Annotated in this window: 15 protein-coding genes; 12 read left to right on the forward strand and 3 right to left on the reverse strand. The window is 34.5% G+C overall.

Translation table 11 applies throughout. From position 1 onward, the window contains the following. Positions 1-63: 63 nt before the first annotated feature. Both IQ05_RS05350 and IQ05_RS05355 read right to left on the reverse strand, forming a co-directional pair. Positions 64-393, reverse strand: coding sequence for a translation initiation factor (locus IQ05_RS05350; RefSeq protein ID WP_144890780.1), 330 nt, complete (start codon positions 391-393; stop codon positions 64-66). Positions 394-519: 126 nt separating this feature from the next. Beyond that, positions 520-1470: an isopenicillin N synthase family dioxygenase gene (locus IQ05_RS05355; RefSeq protein WP_144890782.1), complete on the reverse strand. Its 951-nt coding sequence runs from the start codon at positions 1468-1470 to the stop codon at positions 520-522. 171 nt (positions 1471-1641) lie between these two features. On the opposite strand from IQ05_RS05355, the gene IQ05_RS05360 reads away from it, so the two are divergent. Together IQ05_RS05360 and IQ05_RS05365 are read left to right on the forward strand one after the other, a co-directional pair. Continuing rightward, positions 1642-3618: an alpha-ketoacid dehydrogenase subunit alpha/beta gene (locus IQ05_RS05360; protein ID WP_144890784.1), complete on the forward strand. Its 1977-nt coding sequence runs from the start codon at positions 1642-1644 to the stop codon at positions 3616-3618. 294 nt (positions 3619-3912) lie between these two features. After that, a complete protein-coding gene (locus IQ05_RS05365; protein WP_144890786.1) occupies positions 3913-4137 on the forward strand; it encodes a hypothetical protein in 225 nt (74 codons plus the stop codon). Positions 4138-4167: 30 nt separating this feature from the next. Here the strand turns inward: IQ05_RS05365 and IQ05_RS05370 are convergent, their stop codons facing one another. Further along, entirely contained in the window at positions 4168-5712 is a 1545-nt protein-coding gene (locus tag IQ05_RS05370) for a hypothetical protein (protein WP_144890788.1), read from the reverse strand. Positions 5713-5866: 154 nt separating this feature from the next. On the opposite strand from IQ05_RS05370, the gene IQ05_RS05375 reads away from it, so the two are divergent. From IQ05_RS05375 to IQ05_RS05420, 10 genes are all read left to right on the forward strand, one after another. Next, on the forward strand, positions 5867-7042 hold the full coding sequence (locus tag IQ05_RS05375; protein WP_144890790.1) for a 2-isopropylmalate synthase: 1176 nt from the start codon (positions 5867-5869) through the stop codon (positions 7040-7042). 29 nt (positions 7043-7071) lie between these two features. Further along, entirely contained in the window at positions 7072-8175 is a 1104-nt protein-coding gene (leuB, locus tag IQ05_RS05380) for a 3-isopropylmalate dehydrogenase (protein WP_144890792.1), read from the forward strand. Between the two features lie 35 nt (positions 8176-8210). After that, positions 8211-9884 carry a dihydroxy-acid dehydratase gene (gene ilvD / locus IQ05_RS05385; RefSeq protein ID WP_144890794.1) on the forward strand — a complete coding sequence of 558 codons (1674 nt, stop codon included), beginning with the start codon at positions 8211-8213 and terminating at the stop codon, positions 9882-9884. A gap of 137 nt (positions 9885-10021) precedes the next feature. Beyond that, positions 10022-11716, forward strand: coding sequence for a biosynthetic-type acetolactate synthase large subunit (ilvB, locus tag IQ05_RS05390; protein WP_144890796.1), 1695 nt, complete (start codon positions 10022-10024; stop codon positions 11714-11716). A 94-nt stretch (positions 11717-11810) separates the two neighbouring features. Further along, positions 11811-12329: an acetolactate synthase small subunit gene (ilvN, locus tag IQ05_RS05395; protein ID WP_144890798.1), complete on the forward strand. Its 519-nt coding sequence runs from the start codon at positions 11811-11813 to the stop codon at positions 12327-12329. Between the two features lie 58 nt (positions 12330-12387). Further along, positions 12388-13857: a ketol-acid reductoisomerase gene (gene ilvC / locus IQ05_RS05400; RefSeq protein WP_144890800.1), complete on the forward strand. Its 1470-nt coding sequence runs from the start codon at positions 12388-12390 to the stop codon at positions 13855-13857. Positions 13858-14372: 515 nt separating this feature from the next. Next, on the forward strand, positions 14373-16280 hold the full coding sequence (gene acs / locus IQ05_RS05405; RefSeq protein ID WP_144890802.1) for an acetate--CoA ligase: 1908 nt from the start codon (positions 14373-14375) through the stop codon (positions 16278-16280). Positions 16281-16410: 130 nt separating this feature from the next. After that, positions 16411-17541, forward strand: a complete 1131-nt coding sequence (locus IQ05_RS05410; RefSeq protein ID WP_144890804.1) for an NAD(P)/FAD-dependent oxidoreductase — start codon at positions 16411-16413, stop codon at positions 17539-17541. Next, positions 17542-18252 (forward strand): methyltransferase domain-containing protein, encoded by a 711-nt coding sequence (locus tag IQ05_RS05415; protein ID WP_144890806.1) that lies wholly within the window; start codon positions 17542-17544, stop codon positions 18250-18252. Further along, a complete protein-coding gene (locus IQ05_RS05420; RefSeq protein WP_144891120.1) occupies positions 18249-19301 on the forward strand; it encodes a type III polyketide synthase in 1053 nt (350 codons plus the stop codon). The genes IQ05_RS05415 and IQ05_RS05420 overlap by 4 nt, the downstream gene beginning before the upstream one ends. The last annotated feature ends 6 nt before the right edge of the window (positions 19302-19307 follow it).

Here is a 19307-nt window from a genome sequence, read left to right on the forward strand (position 1 = left end):
TTCAAGTTGCTCAACTGAATATTAAAATTGAGACTGTATACTGAGACTGCAAACTGCTCATTATCATCCGCCAACACGTTTTACTTTGAATCCTTTTAGTTTTAATATTTCCATTATTTTATCTCGGTAATCCCCTTGAATGATAATCGAATCGTCTTTGAAAGTACCGCCAACACTCAGTTTAGTTTTAATTTCTTTGGCTAAGATTTTAAAATCTTCATCCGTTCCTTCGTAACCTTCAATGATGGTGGTTGCTTTTCCTTTACGTTTTTCAAATTTACAGATCATCGGCTCTTTTTGAACGTATAATTCATGTGCTACAGCCTCCGTTTGCTCATCTGGCAAAGGTTCATGGTCAGGGAATAGGTTTTTTAATTGGTCTTGTAAGTCCATAACTTTATAATTATTGATTATTTAACTATTAAGAAATTTAAGTTTTACAGCTCCTAATTTCTTACTACTTAAAAACAAAAAGACATCAAGCGAACTCGATGTCTTTCTTGAACTGTATTAAGATATTTATTTTTTAATTAAACCTAAGTCTACCAAACGCTCGTATAAATAATCGCCAGCTGTAATGTCATCGAATTTTTTAGGATTTTCAGCATCAATACAATTTTCTAAACAATTTAGTGGCATATCGCTCACAGGGTGCATAAAGAATGGAACAGAATATCTTGAAGTTCCCCATAACTCTCGCGGTGGATTTACCACTTGGTGAATGGTTGATTTCAATTTATTATTTGTGTGACGTGATAACATATCACCCACATTAATAACTAATTCATCTGGTTCAGCAATTGCATCAATCCAATCTCCATTGTGGTTTTGCACTTGTAAGCCTTTTCCTTGAGCACCCATTAACAAGGTAATCAAGTTGATGTCACCATGAGCAGCAGCTCTGATAGCGTTTTCAGGCTCTGATGTAATTGGAGGGTAATGAATAGGTCTTAAGATAGAATTTCCATCTTTGGCATAATTGTCAAAATAAAATTCATCTAATCCTAATCGTAGAGCCAAAGCTCTTAACACAAAAACACCTGTTTTTTCTAACATTTGGTAGGCTTCTTTTCCTACTATATTAAAACGGGGTAATTCTTTTACTTCAACATTTTCAGGATATTCTGCAGCGTACTTTGAATTTGCAGACACATACTGTCCAAAATGCCAAAATTCTTTTAAATCTCCTTCTTTTCTGCCTTTGGCATGTTCTGTTCCAAAAGAAACATACCCTCTTTGTCCGCCAATTCCAGGGATTTCATAACCGCGCTTTGTTTCTAAGGGTAAAGTGAAAAAATTTCTAATTTCACCATACAATTCATCAACCAATTGGTCGTTTAAAAAATGCCCTTTGAGTGCTACGAAGCCAATATCTTCAAATGCACTTCCGATTTCATTTACAAATTTTTGTTTACGTGCCGGGTCATCCGACAGGAAATCACGCAAGTCAACACTAGGAATGTTTTGCATACTTTTAAATATTTTTTGATATTTTGCAAGATCAAAATCTTGCAGTTACAAATGTAAAGAATAATTTTATATTTGAATTTTAAATTTTAGAAACAACATGAAAAAATATAACAAAATAATACAAAACTGTTATATTTTTTTATCTTTGAACCATACATTAAAACCGCAACCATGATCTTCGACAGAAAAAATCTTACTGACACTCAATTATTAGATTTATATAAACGAATACTAAAACCACGACTAATAGAGGAAAAAATGTTAATCCTTATCCGTCAAGGTAAAGTCTCAAAATGGTTCTCAGGAATTGGTCAAGAGGCAATTTCTGTAGGGGTTACTGCAGTTTTAGATTCAGATGAATACATTTTGCCAATGCATAGAAATTTGGGAGTATTTACTGGAAGAGATATTCCGTTGTACCGCCTTTTTTCGCAATGGCAAGGTAAAGCCAATGGTTTTACAAAAGGTCGCGATCGTAGTTTTCATTTTGGAACGCAACAGTACAAAATTATTGGTATGATTTCACATTTGGGACCGCAATTGGGTGTGGCTGACGGAATTGCTTTGGCCAATAAACTCAAGAAAAATGGTAAAGTTACCGCTGTTTTTACTGGAGAAGGAGCAACAAGTGAAGGAGACTTTCATGAAGCCTTGAATATTGCTTCGGTATGGGAATTACCTGTTTTATTTGTAATTGAAAATAATGGATATGGACTTTCTACACCAACAAATGAGCAATATCGCTGTGAAAATTTAGCTGACAAAGGCATTGGTTACGGAATGGAAAGTCATGTTGTAGACGGAAATAATATATTGGAAGTATTTAATTTATTATCTGAATTAAAGGCTTCAATGAAAGATAATCCAAGACCTGTTTTATTGGAATTTAAAACCTTCCGAATGCGCGGGCACGAAGAGGCGAGTGGAACAAAATACGTTCCGCAGGAATTAATGGATATGTGGGCGATAAAAGACCCTGTTGAAAATTATCGTAATTTCTTAAGTGAAAATGGAATACTCACGGCTGAATTTGATACTTCTTTACGAACTGAAATTAAGAAAGAAATTGACGAAAGTTTGGCTCTAGCCAATGCAGAACCTGAAATAGAGGCTTCCTTAACCGAAGAACTAAATGATGTGTACAAACCATTTGTATATGAAGAAGTTAAACCTTCAACAGAAAAAGAAAACATCCGCTTTATAGATGCTATCTCTGCCAGTTTAAGACAATCAATGGAACGTCATGAGAACTCAGTTATCATGGGGCAAGACATTGCTGAGTACGGTGGAGCATTCAAAATTACAGATGGATTTGTAGCGCAATTTGGCAAAGAGCGCGTGATTAATACACCCATTTGCGAAAGTGCAGTAGTTTCAGCAGGAATGGGATTATCTATTAATGGTTACAAAGCGATTGTAGAAATGCAATTTGCCGATTTTGTTTCGACAGGATTTAATCCGATAGTTAATTTATTAGCGAAATCGCATTACCGTTGGTTAGAAAAAGCAGATGTTGTGGTGCGAATGCCATGCGGTGGCGGGACACAAGCTGGACCTTTTCATTCACAAACTAATGAGGCTTGGTTTACCAAAACACCCGGTTTAAAAGTAGTATATCCAGCCTTTCCGTATGATGCAAAAGGTTTGTTGAACGAATCTATAAACGATCCTAATCCAGTGTTGTTTTTTGAACATAAACAATTATACCGAAGCGTGTATCAGGATGTACCAAAAGATTATTATACTTTACCATTAGGGAAAGCAGCGCTGTTGAAAGAAGGAAATGATGTTACGATAATATCATTTGGTGCTGCGGTTCATTGGGCTTTAGAAACTCTATCAAAAAATCCTGATATTTCAGCAGATTTAATAGATTTAAGAACGCTTCAACCTTTAGACACCGAAGCTATTTTTGCTTCTGTAAAGAAAACGGGGAGAGCTATTATTTATCAGGAAGATTCCATGTTTGGCGGAATTGCTAGTGATTTATCAGCAATGATTATGGAGAATTGTTTCCAATATCTTGATGCACCAGTTCAGCGTGTTGCAAGTTTAGACACCCCAATTCCCTTTACTAAAGCATTAGAGGATCAATATTTACCTAAAGGCAGGTTTGAAAATGCACTTAATGCCTTGTTGGCGTATTAATATGGAAGTTATTTTAGGTTGTTTTTAGTATTTTAATTCTAAAAATAACCTAAAATCCAATAGATAATTATAAAAATTAGAATGGTGCCAAAGCAACCTCCACCTAGTTTTTTAGCTCCGTAGCCCGCTAGTATTGTTTTAAAGAATCCGTTCATAATTTTTTTAATAAAAGTAACCATTAGTTTTTACATTACAATCTATTTATAATTATCTATTTTTTTTTGAAAATAATTCATTTGTATTTGTAGCAACAAAATGATGTTTCTATTTTTGAAAAAAAATTAAAAAGTACTCATGAAGCCGCTTAACGAAAAATTATTAGTCAAAGATGCCACTATAAATAAAGTACAATTTGACAGAGAATGGTTTTACAAATTAGATGATATGGCTTTTTATTTGAAAGAAGATCTTTCAGAAGTTGAATTTATATTTTTGCCCATGCAAATTGATGGTGAACAAGAGTTTGTAAAATGTTCCAGTTTTGAAGATATAATGCGTGGTCGCAAAGAAATTGAATAGAAAAGGAGGCTTTAGCCTCCTTTTTGTTTTTTACCGATTGTTTAGTTTTGCTTTTTCCTTTATAATGATGCTAATCTTGCGATTTTCTATTTTACTTTCTAACCAGGAAATAATATCTAGATATAAAAAAGCACGCTTTTCATAGGTGTTTTGTTCTAATTCGACAAAACGAGTTCGCATTTTGATAAACTCTTTCTTGATATCTGTCGGATAAATAGAGTTTAAATTTTTCAGGAATTTGATAATTTCTTTTTGTACTTCATGCAAGTCGTTCATTTTGAGTAAAAACTTGTACGTATTTTTGAGTTGATTTTCTAAGTAGTAATCTTTCCCTAATTCGTAATGTGCAATCAAGCACAGCAAGCGCGCAAAACACATTAAATCCTCACGCATGGAAAGGTTTTTATTGTTGATGATTTTCTCTAAATAAAAAATACTTTCAGCATATTTTTCGTTACCAAAATAAATAGAAGCAAATTTGTAGTAAAACAACATCTCGTGATGCTCGTCAAGGTGATCCGTATGCATTTTTAATTTATGCAATACTTCAGGAATTAAATATTCACTTTCTGCAAAAGTACCTTCTAAAATATGTAAATTAAGTTTGTTGTTATACACATATAAAAAGGACAAACTCGCAATATTATCATTCACTGGAAAGCGGGAATCTTTTATGGTTTCTTCTAATAAATCTAAGTATTTTTTGAACTTGGTTTTGTACTTCAACATGTACAATGACTCCAGTAAGTAATGATTCCCTTTTAAGAAAAATACAGGATTCAAGTAAATCATATTGGGATTATCATAAAAAAGGGTCACCCATTTTAAAGCATATTTATAACATGATAAAAAATCCTGAACTAAAAAACTGCGCCACAAATTGGCATTATAAAACCAATATTTTTCTCGAAAACCAAACTTTTTTTCGTCGAATTTGGAGATATGTTTTTTAAAATAGTCATCAATATAAGTAAACTCTGCATCGGTTTTTACATAACCGGTTTTGAGCATGATACCATATAGCTGTAGTGATAAGTTAGATAATTTACTAGAAATGGTATTGCGGTAATTCAACTCTTTAGCTTGTACTACCAATTCATCTGCACGACCTTGAATACTGCGGGTTATGTATTGGGATTCAATGAGTTTCTCAAATTCTACAATTTCATAGGCCATTAATTTTTCATCATTTTCTAAGGCCAGTATTTTGGTTTTATCCAAGAGTTTTAAACTTTGCTTATACAAGCCTTTATTGTATAGAATTGCAGCAAAATCAATTTGTTCTCTAAGTTGATAACGCATGTTTTGACTCGGAATGTTCAATCGGATACTCACCAAAATTTGCTTGTACAAATACGATTTGAGGTTAGACAATTGCACTTTTTTGATACTGCCACTTTTCAAAATTAGCTTTTCATCATATGCATCTGATTTATCAAGTATGTTAAAGAGTTCAATAAATTTTGTATTGGAACTAGTCTCTAATCTACTTGCAAAAATTTTAAATTGTCTTTTCTCAGATTTAGAAAGGGACTTTATTAATACAAATAAAAAATCTTTTTGATGGTTAGCCATTGTAGAATAGTGTAACTTAATGTTTTGTTAATCAGTATTTTATAAAGTTTAAATACCCCTTATGAGCAGTATATTTCAGGAAATTGTGTTTTCTATCCAACTAATGAAAGATATTTTTGTTACAAGTTGTGCAAATTACATTAAATAAATTAAAATGAATAGAGAGAAAGTTCAAATTTTTGATACCACCTTACGTGATGGAGAGCAAGTCCCAGGATGTAAGTTAGACACCAACCAAAAATTAGTGATTGCAAATCGATTGGATGAAATGGGTGTAGACATTATTGAAGCTGGTTTCCCTGTTTCTAGTCCAGGTGATTTTTTATCTGTTTCAGAAATAAGTAAGGTTGTTAAAAATGCAGTAGTTTGCGGATTAACTCGCGCTGTAAAAAATGATATTGATGTAGCCGCACAAGCGCTTCAATATGCCAAAAGATCTAGAATTCATACGGGCATCGGAACTTCTGATTCGCATATTTTCCATAAATTAAATACTACAAAAGAAGATGTTATTTTACGTGCCAAAGCGGCCGTAGCTCACGCCAAATCCTACGTAGAAGATGTAGAGTTTTACGCTGAAGATGCAGGAAGGACCGATAATGAATTCTTAGCACGAGTCTGCGAAGAAGTTATTAAATCAGGAGCTACCGTATTGAATATTCCAGATACAACTGGGTATTGTTTGCCAGATGAATACGGTGCAAAAATTAAATATTTAAAGGAAAATGTTAAAGGGATTGATAACGTCATTTTGTCTTGTCATTGCCATAATGATTTAGGAATGGCAACTGCAAACTCAATTGCAGGGGCTATAAATGGAGCTAGACAAATAGAATGTACAATCAACGGAATAGGAGAGCGAGCAGGAAATACGGCACTTGAAGAAGTGGTAATGGTATTTAAACAGCATCCGTATTTAAATTTAGATACCAATATTAACACTCGTCAGCTTAATGAAATGAGTCGATTGGTTAGCGAAAGTATGGGAATGATTGTACAGCCCAACAAAGCAATTGTAGGGGCAAATGCCTTTGCCCATAGCTCAGGAATTCATCAAGATGGTGTTATAAAAAATAGAGCTACTTATGAAATCATGGATCCGCTTGAAGTGGGTGTAAATGAATCTTCGATTGTATTGACCGCCCGAAGTGGTAGAGCAGCATTGGCTTACAGAGCAAAAAAAGTAGGTTATGAATTGACTAAAATACAACTTGATGTGGTTTATATTGAATTCTTAAAATTTGCTGATATTAAAAAAGAAGTAGTAGATCAAGACATTCATCAAATAATTGAAGCTTGTAAAATCAATAAGGAGTTGGTTTTAAATTAAACAAAGCCCCTAAACTAAAATCAAATATTATGAACTTAAAAATAGCAGCACTTGCAGGAGATGGAATAGGACCAGAAGTAATTTTACAAGCCAAGAAAGCTTTGTATGCTATTGGTGTCGTTTTCGATCATGAATTTGTTTTCGAAGATGCCTTAATTGGGTCGATTGCAATAGAAAAGACAGGAAATCCATTACCGGAACAAACTTTAAATCTTTGTTTAAATACGGATGCCGTGCTATTTGGAGCCGTAGACGATACTGTTTCAAGTACTAAATTACGTCCTATTCAAGGTTTATTGAATCTGCGTCAAGCTCTCGGTTTATATGCAAACATTAGACCAGTAAAGCCTTATGCCGACTTACTTGATTTGTCTCCATTAAAAAGAAAAATAATTGAAAATACTGATTTCATCATCTTTAGAGAAATATCAGGAGGATCGTATTTCAGTGAGAAAAAAAGCAACGAAACAGGCACTTTTGCTTCAGACCTTTGCGAGTATTCCGAAGAAGAAATTATCCGTATCAGTCATTTAGCTTTTCGAACTGCTCAAAAAAGAAACAAAAAATTAACCTTAGTTGATAAAGCAAATATTTTAGAAACCTCACGTTTGTGGCGTAAGGTTGTTACTGAATTAGCTGAAGGCTACCCAGACGTTATCTTAGAATTTTTATTGGCAGATGCTGCAGCGATGCAAATTATAATCAATCCAAAACAATTTGATGTGATTCTAACAGAAAATTTATTTGGAGATATTTTATCTGATGAAGCCAGCGTGATTACAGGCGCAATTGGATTGTTACCATCTGCGTCATTAGGGAGTTCATCGGCACTTTTTGAACCAGTTCACGGTTCTTTTCCAGAAGGAAAAAATAAAAATATTGCCAATCCTATTGCTTCTATACTTTCTGCGGCCATGCTGTTGGAACATTTTGGTCTACATGCCGAATCCTTAAAAGTATTCGAAGCTGTGCAAAAAGCAATTGAACTAAATGTCGTAACCGCTGATTTGAATCCGTATTCAAAATTTGGAACTAATGAAGTGGGCGATTTTATAGCCAACTATATTTTAAGCAAAGACGATCTTTATTTTAAAAGTGATAATGTATACATCGGACAGTCTACAATTGTTTAATTATCAATACAATATTTCAACTATAACATAAAAAAATGGAATTAAATAAATACAGCAAAACGATTACACAAGATGAAACACAACCTGCAGCGCAAGCCATGTTGTACGGAATTGGTTTAACCGAAGCTGATTTGAATAAAGCTCAAGTAGGCATTGTAAGCATGGGTTACGAAGGAAATCCTTGTAACATGCATTTAAATGATTTAGCTAAAGACATTAAAACAGGGGTTTGGCAAGAAGATTTAGTGGGATTGATTTTTAATACAATCGGAGTAAGTGACGGAATGTCAAACGGTACGGATGGAATGCGATTTTCATTGGTATCACGAGATGTTATTGCTGATTCTATTGAAACAGTTGTTGGCGCACAATGGTACGATGCAGTAATTGCAATTCCAGGCTGTGATAAAAACATGCCAGGTTCTGTTATGGCAATGGGACGCCTTAATCGCCCTTCGATCATGGTCTATGGTGGTAGCATCCATTCTGGAAAATGGAAAGGAGAATCGCTAAATATTGTATCGGCTTTTGAAGCCCTTGGAAAAAAGTTTAACAATACGATTTCACCCGAAGATTTCAAAGGTGTGATTCAAAACTCTTGTCCTGGAGCAGGTGCGTGTGGTGGAATGTATACAGCAAACACCATGTCATCAGCCATCGAAGCTTTGGGGATGAGTTTACCCTACAGTTCTTCAAATCCAGCTTTAAGCCCAGAAAAAAAGCAAGAATGCCTTGATGCCGGAAAAGCCATCAAAATATTATTGGAAAAAGATATCAAACCTAAAGATATCATGACACGCGAAGCCTTTGAAAATGCCATTACGATGGTAGCAGTTTTAGGAGGATCAACCAATGCTGTCATGCACTTGATAGCGATGGCGCACTCGGTTGATATTGAAATAACTTTGAATGATTTTCAAAGAATTAGTGACAAAACGCCTTTGCTAGCCGACTTAAAACCAAGTGGGAAATACCTGATGGAGGATCTTCATGCTGTGGGCGGAGTTCCTGCAGTTATGAAATATTTATTAAAAGAAGGTCTATTACACGGAAATAGTTTGACGGTCACAGGTAAAACTTTGGCCGAAAACTTAGCTTCTGTACCAAACTTAAATGACGGTCAAGATGTAATTCATGAAATTCAAAAAGCATTAAAAAGTACAGGAAATATTCAAATTTTATACGGCAATTTGGCTTCTGAAGGCTGTGTCGCAAAAATAAGTGGTAACGAAGGCGAGTATTTTGAAGGAGATGCCATTGTATACGAAAATGAACATGATGTTATAAAAGGAGTCCGAAACGGCGAGGTTAAACCTGGAAATGTAGTCGTCATTAGGTATTGTGGACCTAAAGGTGGGCCAGGAATGCCTGAAATGCTAAAACCAACCTCTGCAATCATGGGTGCTGGTTTGGGCAAAAGTGTCGCTTTGATTACTGATGGTAGATTTTCTGGTGGTTCACATGGTTTCGTAGTTGGGCATGTTACTCCAGAGGCTTATGATGGTGGCGGTATCGCATTAGTTCAAAATGGCGATATCATAACGATTGATGCCATAAAAAACACCATCGATCTTAAAATTTCTGATGAAGAATTTGCAAGTCGAAAATCGAAATGGGTCCAACCAGAAACGCCAATAAAAAAAGGAGTGTTACTTAAATACATACGATCAGTTTCGAGCGCTTCTACAGGCTGCGTAACTGATAAATAAAAACCACTAGGAATTTCAAAAGGCAATATCAATAGCAAAAAAAAATTTGATTGTTATTACACCGAATTTTGAAATTGATATTGAAAGTGCTGTTGCCAAGGAATTTTAAAAAGGCAGTGGCTTAATAAAAATAAAAAATGGGAAATACAAAAATATCTGGCGCAGAAGCCGTTATCAAATGTTTATTAGAAGAAGGTGTGGATATCATTTACGGGTATCCGGGTGGTGCCATTATGCCAGTCTATGATGAACTTTACAAATTTAAAGACGAATTACACCACGTATTAGTGCGTCATGAGCAAGGAGCTACACATGCTGCGCAAGGATATGCCCGTGCAACCGGTAAAGTAGGAGTAGCAATAGCAACTTCAGGACCTGGAGCAACTAATTTAGTTACTGGAATTGCTGATGCTCAAATTGATTCAACACCAATGGTTTGTATCACAGGGCAGGTAGGAAAACATTTATTGGGTTCAGATGCTTTTCAAGAAACCGACATTATTGGAATTTCGACTCCGGTTACCAAATGGAATTACCAAATTACGGAAGCTTCTGAAATCCCAGAAATAATAGCGAAAGCATTTTACATCGCCAAATCGGGTCGTCCAGGGCCAGTTTTAATTGATATTACAAAAAATGCGCAATTTGATGAAATGGAGTTCAGTTACAAAAAATGTACAAGTATTCGAAGTTATCATCCAAAACCAATCCTTAATATCAATAAAGTACAATCAGCAGCAGCCTTAATTAACAATGCAAAGAAACCATTTATTATTTGGGGTCAAGGCGTAATTTTAAGTCAAGCTGAAGCCGAATTAAAAGAACTTATAGAAAAATCAGGTATTCCCGCAGCTTGGACTATTTTGGGTTTATCAGCATTACCAACTTCCCATCCACTTAACGTAGGAATGGTAGGAATGCATGGTAATTACGGACCCAATGTACTCACAAATGAATGTGATGTATTGATTGCTCTAGGAATGCGTTTTGATGACCGCGTAACTGGAAACCTTGCCACATATGCCAAACAAGCTAAAATAATACATTTTGAAATTGATCCAGCTGAAGTGGATAAAAACGTAAAAACAGATGTAGCCGTTTTAGCAGATTTGAAAGAATCTTTAACAGCCTTGCTAGCGCTTATTGAAAACAGCACACATGAATCTTGGCACAATGAATTTAAGGCTAAATATGAAATTGAATTAGAGGCCGTCATAAATGAGGAGTTACAACCTAAAAAAGAAGGAATTTCAATGGGTGAAACTATCGAAATGATTAACAAACACTCTAAAGGAGACGCTATTTTAGTTTCGGATGTGGGGCAACACCAGATGTTTGCTTGCCGTTACGGGAAATTCAATACTACCAAAAGTAATGTCACATCAGGTGGATTAGGAACTATGGGGTTTGCTTTGCCAGCAGCAATTGGAGCTAAAATGGGAATGCCAAATCGCGAAGTAGTAGCTATAATTGGTGATGGTGGTTTTCAAATGACAATTCAAGAATTAGGAACTATTTTCCAGACCAAAGTTCCAGTTAAAATTGTTGTTTTAAACAATGAATTTTTAGGAATGGTGCGTCAGTGGCAACAATTGTTTTTTGACAAAAGATACGCTTCTACCGAAATGATCAATCCAAATTTTATTGCTATTGCGGAAGGCTATTACATCAAAGCGAAAAAAGTAATAAAAAGGGAAGATTTAGATAGCGCAGTTGCAGAAATGTTAGCTTCTAAGGATTCTTATTTCCTAGAAGTGATGGTCGAAAAAGAAAATAATGTATTCCCAATGATCCCAACAGGAGCATCGGTATCGGACATTCGTTTGTCATAAAAACAGTTTAAAGTTTAAGGTATAAAGTTTTGGAACCTCAAAAGAATTTTATTCAACTTTTATACCTTAAACATAAAACTTTAAACATAAAAAAATGGAAAATAAAACATTTACCATCTCAGTATATTCAGAGAACAACGTGGGTTTATTGAATAGAATATCAGGTATATTCTTAAAACGCCACATCAATATTTTAAGTTTGAACGTATCCGAATCAGAAATTGAAAACGTTTCTCGATTTATAATTGTGGTGAATACCACAGAAAAATGGGTGCAAAATATCGTAGGACAAATCGAAAAACAAATCGAAGTGATTAAGGCGTTCTACCATGTAGACGAAGAAACGATTTTTCTAGAAAATGCTTTGTTTAAAATTGAATCGAGCTTACTCTTTGACGAAAAACAAATTCAAAACATCATCAAAGAAAGTCACTCTGAAATTGTTACTGTGGCAAGAGATTTCTTTGTGATCTCAAAATCAGGACGACGTGCAGAAATTCAAGAATTATACGAGAAATTAAGACCTTTTGGAATCATGCAATTCGTTCGATCCGGCCGAATTTCGGTATCAAAAGAAAAAATGCAAATTTCTGCGATGCTGGAGCAACTGTAGCAATAAACTAAAAAAAACGAACTAAAAACTAAATAATACCTTCCTTAAAAAATACAAAATGGCAAATTATTTCAACTCATTACCACTTCGATTACAATTAGAACAATTAGGCGTTTGCGAATTCATGGACCAATCTGAATTTTCAGAAGGCATTAGTGCATTGGCTGGTAAAAAGGTTGTAATTGTGGGTTGTGGAGCCCAAGGTTTAAACCAAGGATTGAACATGAGAGATTCAGGTTTAGACATATCGTATGCTCTAAGAGCGGAAGCAATTGCAGAGAAAAGAGCTTCTTTTAACAACGCTTTCGATCATGGTTTCACAATAGGAACGTACGAAGAATTAATTCCAACTGCTGATTTAGTTTGCAATCTTACCCCAGATAAACAACATACTGCTGTGGTAACAGCCATTATGCCTTTAATGAAAACTGGTGCTACATTAGCATATTCACACGGTTTTAATATTGTTGAGGAAGGCATGCAAATCCGTGAGGATATCACTGTTATTATGTGTGCTCCAAAATGCCCCGGATCAGAGGTTCGTGAAGAGTATAAACGTGGTTTTGGAGTTCCAACTCTAATTGCAGTTCATCCCGAAAATGATCCAAATAATGTAGGTTTGGCCCAAGCCAAAGCCTATGCAGTAGCTACCGGCGGTCATAGAGCAGGTGTGCTAAACTCGTCTTTTGTTGCCGAAGTAAAATCAGATTTAATGGGAGAACAAACCATCTTGTGTGGCATGTTACAAACGGGATCTATTTTGTGTTTTGATAAAATGGTTGAAGAAGGAATTGAACCAGCATATGCTTCAAAATTGATTCAATACGGTTGGGAAACTATTACTGAAGCTTTAAAACACGGTGGAATAACGAACATGATGGATCGCCTTTCGAATCCTGCTAAAATTGAAGCTTTTCGTTTGGCGGATGAATTAAAAGAAATTATGCGTCCGTTGTTTCAAAAACACATGGATGATATTCTTTCGGGCGAGTTTTCTAAAAATATGATGATTGATTGGGCTAACGACGATATCAATTTATTGACTTGGAGAGCAGCAACAGCTCAAACTAATTTTGAAAAAACAGCACCAACTACAGCTCCTATTTCTGAGCAAGAATATTTTGATCATGGAGTTTTATTAATAGCAATGGTGAAAGCGGGAGTTGAACTAGCGTTTGAAACCATGACCCAATCTGGAATTATAGAAGAATCAGCGTATTATGAATCTTTACATGAATTGCCTTTGATTGCTAATACTGTCGCTCGAAAAAAATTATACGAGATGAATCGCATTATTTCGGATACTGCTGAATACGGATGTTATTTATTTGATCATGCATGTAAACCTTTATTGGTTGATTTTATGAAAACGGTACAAACAAATGTAATTGGGAAACCATTTTCAACCTCAAACGGAGTAGAAAATAGCGTTTTGATTGCAGTTAACAAAACCATAAGACAACATCCTATTGAGGAAGTTGGAGAATGGCTGCGTGCTTCGATGACAGCGATGAAAAAATTAGATTAAAAATAAAATAAATTTCCACATACGAGAATGTGGCGGGATTGGCACTATATCATTTGATTTCATAATGTCTTGAGTTAGTTAAAAAGTGTTACAATGATCGACAGATATGGTTGCTTTTACATTCACTTAGCTTTGTTGATTACAAAGTTAAGTGAATTAATCCCATGCTGTTTTTACGTGACGAACGCTATTTTAGTCAAGTTTTAAAAAAGTAAAAATTCTAATTTTAAAATGGTCAATCCTGCCACGAGGATTAAAAATATTGTCCTTGAAAATGATTTTTAAAAGAATTATTTTAATTGTTTTTATATATTTTTGTTTGCAACAAAGGCGCAAAGAGACTCTCTTTAACGCCTTTTTGTATTTTACAGTTTTGCCGTAAAAACAATTAAAACTACTGTATTTGTAATAAAATCAATCAAAATTTTTTAGTTTAGCTTTTTTTTGGCAGTATTTATGGTTTAAATAATTTTCTCAATAGCTCTAGATTTAATACTTTTATAAAAAATTAAACTATGAGTTACTACAAAATTGATAATCTAGAACAATACTTCAAACATTACAATAAATCAGTACGCGAACCTAGAAAATTTTGGGGCAAAATAGCAGAAGAGAATTTTACTTGGTACCAGCAATGGGATAAGGTGGTCGAATTTAATATGGCCGAAGCCGATATTAAATGGTTTACCGAGGCTAAAGTGAATATTGTTAAAAATTGTATCGACAGACATTTGGCTAAAAGAGGGGACAAAACGGCTATAATTTTTGAACCAAACGATCCATCCGAGGAGGCTCTACATATTTCATATACCGAATTACACCAAAGAGTTTGTAAAATGGCAAATGTGTTGCGTGAACAAGGAATTAAAAAAGGGGATCGAGTTTGCATTTATTTACCCATGATTCCAGAATTAGCAGTTTCTGTATTGGCATGCGCCAGAATAGGAGCCATACATTCAGTTGTTTTTGCTGGATTTTCAGCATCGGCAGTAGCCAGTCGTATTAATGATAGTTCTTGCAAAATGGTGATTACGGCTGACGGTGGTTTTAGAGGAAACAAAACAATTGACTTGAAAAGTATTATTGATGAAGCACTAGAGAAGTGTACATCTGTCGAAAAAGTTTTAGTAGCCAAAAGAATTCACACTGAAATCAGCATGCAAGAGGGCCGTGACCAATGGTTACAACCTCTTTTAGATGAAGCTTCGGATAATAATGTTGCAGAAATAATGGATGCCGAAGATCCTTTATTCATTTTATACACATCGGGTTCTACGGGTAAGCCAAAAGGAATGGTGCATACCACAGCGGGTTATATGGTGTATACGGCATACACCTTTAAAAATGTTTTTAATTATGAAGAAAGTGATGTTTTTTGGTGCACGGCTGATATCGGTTGGATCACGGGTCATTCCTATATACTTTACGGACCATTATTGAACGGTGCAACGACCGTTATTTTTGAAGGAGTTCCGTCGTATCCAGATTTTAGTCGTTTTTGGGATGTCATCGAAAAACATAAAATTACACAGTTTTACACGGCGCCAACTGCAATTCGTGCTTTAGCAAAGGAAAAAATTGAATTTGTTCAAAAATATCCTTTAAAGTCCTTGAAGGTAATTGGATCTGTCGGAGAACCTATTAATGAAGAAGCTTGGCACTGGTACAACGATCATGTTGGCGACAAAAGATGTCCAGTTGTAGATACTTGGTGGCAAACAGAAACAGGAGGAATTATGATTGCTCCAATAGCTTTTGTTACTCCTACAAAACCAACCTACGCAACCTTGCCGCTACCAGGAGTGCAAGCGGTTTTGATGGATGACAAGCGCAACGAAATTGAAGGCAATCAAGTCGTAGGTAGTTTGTGTATCAAATTTCCTTGGCCAGGAATTGCCAGAACAATTTGGGGCGATCATCAAAGATATAAAGACACCTATTTCTCCGCATTTCCAGGTAAATTTTTTACAGGTGATGGTGCTTTACGAGATGAAGTTGGGTACTATCGAATTACAGGTCGCGTAGACGATGTAGTTATTGTTTCGGGTCATAATTTAGGAACAGCTCCTATTGAAGATGCTATCAATGAACATCCAGCTGTTGCTGAATCAGCTATTGTAGGGTTTCCTCATGATATCAAAGGGAATGCTTTGTACGGTTTTGTTATCCTAAAGGAAACAGGTGAAACCCGTAATAAGGAGAACTTAACTAAGGAAATCAACCAACATATTTCAGATCATATTGGACCTATTGCTAAGTTGGATAAAATTCAATTTGTTTCTGGTTTGCCAAAAACGCGTTCCGGAAAAATTATGAGGCGAATTTTAAGAAAAATTGCCGAAGGAGATTATTCTAACTTTGGTGATATTACAACCTTATTAAATCCTGAAATTGTTGAAGAAATTAAAGAAGGAAAAGTTTAAATATAAGAATAGCCGTTTTATTTTAAAGCGGCTTTTTTTTTTGCTCTATTTTTTTAGACCATAATTATGTAAGTTTTTTTAAGTTTTATATAGCAAATGGTATTAAACTTATCCATAAATTTACTTCAAGATGAAAGACAAAGAAGTACTTATTGTTGGTGGTGGTTTAGCAGGTTTGACTGCTGCAATTCATTTGTCTAAAATTGGACTTCAAGTAACGGTTATTGAAAAAAATAGTTTCCCAAAACATAAAGTTTGTGGAGAATACATTTCTAACGAAGTTTTACCTTATTTAAACTGGCTTGATGTAGACATATCTCATTTAAATCCTACACACATTACTCATCTTGAATTTTCAACATCAAGTGGAAAAACTATAGAAAGTAAGCTACCACTTGGAGGTTTTGGCATTAGTCGTTTTGCTTTGGATCATTATTTGTATCAAATAGCAATCAAAAATGGCTGTATCTTTTTACAAGATACTGTAGCAGAAATTGTCTTTGCAGACAATGAATTTAACGTTACCACAGCAAAAAATAGTATTTTAAAATCTGAAATTGTTATTGGTGCTTTTGGCAAACGTTCGAATATTGACCAAAAAATGAACCGGGATTTCATCACTAAAAAGTCTCATTGGCTAGCAGTTAAGGCTCATTACATGGGAGATTTTCCTAATGATTTAGTAGGGCTTCATAATTTCAAAGGTGGATATTGTGGCGTTTCTAAAGTGGAAAACGATAGTATTAATATTTGCTATCTAGCAGATTATGAAACATTTAAAAAATATAAAAATATTGAAGAGTTTCAAAGTAATGTTCTAGAGCAAAACCCTCATTTGAACGAAATTTTCAATAAAACGAAAATGCTTTATGAAAAACCTTTAACAATAAGCCAAGTATCGTTTGAAAAAAAACAAGCTGTTGAGAATCATATTTTAATGATTGGAGATACTGCGGGACTTATTCATCCTTTGTGCGGCAACGGAATGGCAATGGCAATTCATAGCGCTAAAATTATTTCAGAATTAGTTGATAAATACTATACCAGTGAAATTAAATCTCGAGAAAAATTAGAAGAAAAATACATAAAAGAATGGAATTTTAACTTTAAAGAAAGACTTAAAATGGGTCGGTTTTTATCAAATATTTTACAAAACCAAAAACTTTCGGGGATATTAATGCGTTTATTAAGTATATTTCCTTTTTTATTACCTAAAATTATTAAAAAAACACACGGAAAACCAATCCTTTTACAATCTTAAATGGCATTAAATACTAAGTACAGAACTGATAAACCAGAAATAATGGACGATTTTGCCTTAGAGGGCGAAATTTTACGAGATGCTTTAGACAAAATAGCAAAAATCAATCAGCTATTAGGTGGAAATCAGTTGACCTTAAGAGGAGTGCAAGAACTTATTCAACAATCTAAAAAAGAAGAAATTGTAATTGTTGACGTAGGCTGTGGCAATGGAGATATGCTACGAACTTTAGCTGATTTTGGTATCAATAATAAACTAAATTTTAAGTTAATAGGGATTGATGCTAATAATTTTACAATTTCTCATGCAATACAATTATCAGAAAAATATACGAATATCAGTTATCGGTGTGAAGATATTTTTAAGGATTCTTTTAAGGAATTAAAATACGGTATTGTCTTGTGTACATTAACATTACATCATTTCAAAAACCATGAAATTGAAGATTTATTAAAAGTTTTCCATACGAATTCATCGATAGGAATAGTAATTAATGATTTACATCGAAGTACAATTGCTTACCGCTTATTTCAAGCATTGTGTTTTGTATTTCAATTGAATGATATGTCTAGAGAGGATGGCCTGACCTCAATTTTAAGAGGTTTTAAAAAAGAAGAACTGATTCATTTTTCTAAAAAATTAAATTTTATAAACTATAAAATTCATTGGAAATGGGCTTTTCGCTACCAATGGATAATTTCGAAAATATGAGTGTAAAAATTAAAACAGTTGCTAAACAACTACCTAAATATTCCAGATCAACGGCTGAAATAATTCCTTTTTTAGACACTTGGTTGACAGGACAAGATGATCGATTTATCAGGAAAGTAAAGAAAATTTTTGAGGGAGCTGCTGTTGATAAGCGATACTCTATCATGGATCCAATTGAAGTGTTTACCAAAACTTCTTTTGAAGAAAGAAATGACATCTATGTACGTGAAGTGATTGATTTAGGCGAAAAAGTATTAGAAAAAGCGTTAGAGAAAGCCAATTGGAACCCTAAAAATTTAGATTACATTATCACAGTAAGTTGCACTGGAATTATGATTCCATCTCTAGATGCATATTTAATCAACAAGTTACAATTGCGTCAAGATATTGTGCGGCTTCCCGTTACAGAGATGGGTTGTGCTGCAGGAATTTCAGGAATTATTTATGCAAAAAACTTTTTGCAGGCCAATCCTGGAAAACGTGCTGCTGTAATTGCAGTTGAAAGTCCAACAGCCACATTTCAATTGGATGATTTTTCTATGGCCAATATTGTGAGTGCCGCCATTTTTGGTGACGGAGCAGCTTGCGTTTTATTATCTTCTCATGAAGACGATGAGGGACCGGAAATTCTAGCTGAAGAGATGTATCATTTTTATGACAACATACACATGATGGGCTTTAAATTGACGAATTCTGGATTACAAATGGTTTTGGATATTGAAGTTCCCGAAACGATTGCTTCGCATTTTCCTGATATTATTCATCCCTTTTTAGAAAAAAATAATTTTAAAATGGAAGATATCGATCATTTGATTTTTCATCCGGGAGGAAAGAAAATAGTACAAACGGTAGAAAGTTTGTTTTCAAGTTTGGGTAAAAATATAGACGATACCAAAGAGGTTTTACGATTGTACGGAAACATGTCTAGTGCAACGGTTTTATATGTTTTAGAACGAATAATGGACAATCAACCTAAAAAAGGAGAGAAGGGTTTAATGTTGAGTTTTGGTCCAGGATTTTCCGCCCAAAGAGTTTTGTTACAATTTTAATTCACG

This window comes from Flavobacterium tiangeerense (assembly GCF_007830355.1).
In the GTDB taxonomy this organism is placed as follows: Bacteria; Bacteroidota; Bacteroidia; order Flavobacteriales; family Flavobacteriaceae; genus Flavobacterium; species Flavobacterium tiangeerense.